This is a genomic window from Allosphingosinicella sp. (assembly GCF_036387215.1).
Lineage (GTDB): Bacteria > Pseudomonadota > Alphaproteobacteria > Sphingomonadales > Sphingomonadaceae > Allosphingosinicella.
Genome location: NZ_DASVUE010000159.1, coordinates 1 through 2,931, shown reverse-complemented (window position 1 = coordinate 2,931; position 2,931 = coordinate 1). Strand labels below are relative to the sequence as shown.

Sequence of the window (2,931 nt, the reverse complement as noted above, 5' to 3'; positions counted from 1 at the left end):
GCCTGCCTGGTCGGGGCGTAGCGCAGCCTGGTAGCGCATCACACTGGGGGTGTGGGGGTCGCTGGTTCGAATCCAGTCGCCCCGACCATCATCCGCCCGCACCGGCGGGCGGCGGCGCGCCGCCGGAGCGGCTCCCCACCGCGCTCAGCACCCTGGTGTAAAGCTTGCCGATGCCGATGAGGGCGATCCCGAGCCCGAGGAAAGAAAGGATTCGAAGCACGCCCTCGAGCGCCGAAGCGTCGATCAGGAACACCTTCAGGATCGTTCCCGTCAGCAGAAGCAGGCCGGCGAAGCGGAGCGGCTTGTCGTGCATCCGCATGCCCATGAGCAGCAGCCCGAGCGCGATCAGCGGCCATGCGCCGGAGACGAACTCGCGGCCGACGAGATCGTGAGCCGCAAGGCCGAGCAGCAGGGCCGAGGTCACTCCGGCAGCGAAGGAACCTGTGCCGCCCGGCTCCCTTCGGAAGCGCCACAGCAGCAGCAGCGCCGCGCAGCCGAGCGCAAGCGCCAGACCTCCCCATGAGGCGCGGCCGAGCAGCTCCGGCTCCAGCAGCCGAAGGATGAACAGCGGGCCGGCGAGCGCGGCGCAGACGGTCAGGGCGCGGAGCGGCTGGCCGCGGACGCCGAGGATAGCGGTGCCGAGCCCGAACAGCAGGGTGGTTGCGGCAGCCGCGGTGCCGAGCAGCGGATCGTCGCCCGCGCGCGCCTTCGTGGCGATGAGGACGAGGGAAAGCAGCAGTGCGGCCGCGGGCGCCGCCCGATGCTCACCCCGAAGCGCGGCCAGCGGCAGGGTCGCCGCAGCGAGCCCGCCGAACAGCAGCCACCCCGGAGCGCCGACGTCCGTGCGGCTCACGAGGACCGCCAGCTCGACGAGGCCGATGATCGCCGGCTGCATCAGCGAGAGCTGCCGCCCTCTGGTGGCTTTCGGAAGCGAGGCGGCAATTCCGAGGAGGGCTGCGAACAAGCCTGCGGGGAGCGCGTCCCGGAGCGGCTCGAGCACGAAATATCCGGTCCAGGCGAAGCTCGCGGCCACCGCGGCCGCGGCCAGCCAAGGCCAGCCACGCCGCCACGCTATGGCGAAAATGGCGACGTCCAGCAGTGCCAGATAGGCGAGGACAGGAACCGCGCCCGCGGCCGCATCTCCAACCAGCAAGGGCGTCAGGAACCCGCCCACCAGCCCCATGACCGCGGTCGGAGCGCCGTGTCGCAGCGACAGAGCGAGCGAAGCTGCGGTGATGAGCAGCATCAGGAGCGAGGCCGTGCCGCTGCCGATCAGGCCGAACAGCAGATAGCTTCCGTAGGTGGTCGCATAGAGAATTGCGATGCCGGCGCCGACCAGGGCCTGGCCGATGCGCGGGTCGTCGGCGAGGGGGCGGCCGCCGCGGGCATATTCGCCAGCGCCGAGCAGGAACAAGCCGAGCGCGGCCGCGGCGATCATCCGCGCCTCGGGCGTGACCAGCTCGATCGAATGGCGGATGAGGAAGATGCCAGCGGCGGCAAGCGCGATGCCGCCGATCCAGATCAGCAGCCTCCCGCCCATCAGCCGCTCGAAAAACCGGTCGAACGTCTCGCGGGGAGGGGGCTCCAGCGCCGCCTCGGCCATCTCCGGCGGTGCCTCGCCCGGACCGAGCCGGCGCAGCGCTTCCACCTCGTGCTGGAGCGCGGCGACCCGCGCCTCGATCCGCGCCGTCCGGGCGGCGGAGCGAAGCTCGAGGACGACCATCAGCACGGCGACCAGTACGAGCAGCAACAGCGTCATCGCCTCCAAGGCTAGCCGCCCCCGGTGCGGGTGTCGAGGAAAGCGCTCGATCGTGCACGGGAAGCAAAAGATTCCGCTTTCCTATTGTTATCCTATTCGGTTATTCCTGCTTTCAGTAGAGAACCGGGAGTGGAAGCAATGGACGTGGACAATCTGATCGACGAGGTGATCGGCCGCGAGGGCGGCTATTCGAACCATCCTGCCGATAAGGGCGGAGCGACGCGCTGGGGCGTGACCGAGGCGGTGGCGCGGGCGCACGGCTATCGCGGCAACATGCGGAGCTACCCGCGCGAGGAGGCGACGGCGGTCTATCGCCGGATCTACTGGCTCCGGCCGGGCTTCGACCGGGTGGCGGAGCATGCGCCGCGGATCGCCGCCGAACTGTTCGACACCGGCGTGAACATGGGCCCGGGCGTGGCGGTCGGCTTCCTCCAGCGGGCGCTGAACGCGCTCAACCGCGGCGCGAGCGACTATGCGGACCTGGCGGTGGACCGGAGGATCGGCGGCCGCACGATCGAGGCTCTGAAAGCCTTCATCGCCAGGCGCGGCGCGGCCGGCGAGGCCGTGCTGCTGAAGGCGATCGAAGCGCTTCAGGGCGAGCGCTACCTGCGCCTCGCGGAAGAGCGGCCGGCCAACGAGGCCTTCCTCTACGGCTGGCTCGCCAACCGCCTTGGGTGAGCACGAAGCAGCATCACTTGGCGTGAACTTAGTGTGAACTTAGCCGCGAGAGTGCATTTATGACCAATGTGGAGAACCAGATCGGTGCTGCGCCGCCCAGGGAAGGCGCTCTGTTCCGCGCCCTCCTCGGCCTCGTCGCCCTGGTCGGCGGCCTGATGGGGCTTGCCGGCCTCTATTTCGTTCCGATCCCGGAAGGCAACCGCGAACCCTTGCTGCTCGCCCTCGGCCTCGTCCTCGGCTGGGGAAGCACGGTCGTCAGCTACGAATTCGGGTCATCGCCGGCCGGGCGGAAAGCCGCGGATGCGGGCGTGAAGGAACAGAGGTGAAGAGTTCAGGGCGCGAAGCGGGGCGCCTCGGCCTCGGCGAGGATGAGGACGAACTGCTCGTCGGCGTCGGTCCACTCCTCGACGACGCCCCAGCCTGCCGCGCGGAGCAGCAGTCGGGCGTCGCGGAAGCCGTATTTGTGGCTGTTCTCGGTGTGGATCGTCTCCCCC

General features: G+C 69.7%; 4 protein-coding genes and 1 tRNA gene. 3 read left to right on the top strand and 2 right to left on the bottom strand.

Features of this window, described 5'->3' with window-relative positions; translation table 11 throughout:
* Positions 1 to 11 precede the first annotated feature (11 nt).
* Positions 12 to 88: transfer RNA gene (locus tag VF662_RS06310), tRNA-Pro, on the top strand.
* On the opposite strand, the gene VF662_RS06305 is transcribed toward VF662_RS06310, so the two are convergent.
* Entirely contained in the window at positions 89 to 1,759 is a 1,671-nt protein-coding gene (locus VF662_RS06305; protein WP_464138961.1) for a DUF2339 domain-containing protein, read from the bottom strand.
* A 138-nt stretch (positions 1,760 to 1,897) separates the two neighbouring features.
* On the opposite strand from VF662_RS06305, the gene VF662_RS06300 reads away from it, so the two are divergent.
* On the top strand, positions 1,898 to 2,437 hold the full coding sequence (locus VF662_RS06300) for a glycoside hydrolase family 108 protein (RefSeq protein WP_464138959.1): 540 nt from the start codon (positions 1,898 to 1,900) through the stop codon (positions 2,435 to 2,437).
* A 59-nt stretch (positions 2,438 to 2,496) separates the two neighbouring features.
* The gene (locus VF662_RS06295) at positions 2,497 to 2,763 is read left to right on the top strand and encodes a hypothetical protein (protein WP_464138958.1); all 267 of its coding nucleotides are present in this window, start codon (positions 2,497 to 2,499) and stop codon (positions 2,761 to 2,763) included.
* A gap of 5 nt (positions 2,764 to 2,768) precedes the next feature.
* Here VF662_RS06295 and VF662_RS06290 read toward each other — a convergent pair.
* Positions 2,769 to 2,931: L-histidine N(alpha)-methyltransferase (locus tag VF662_RS06290; protein WP_464138963.1), on the bottom strand; the 163-nt coding region annotated here is incomplete at its 5' end.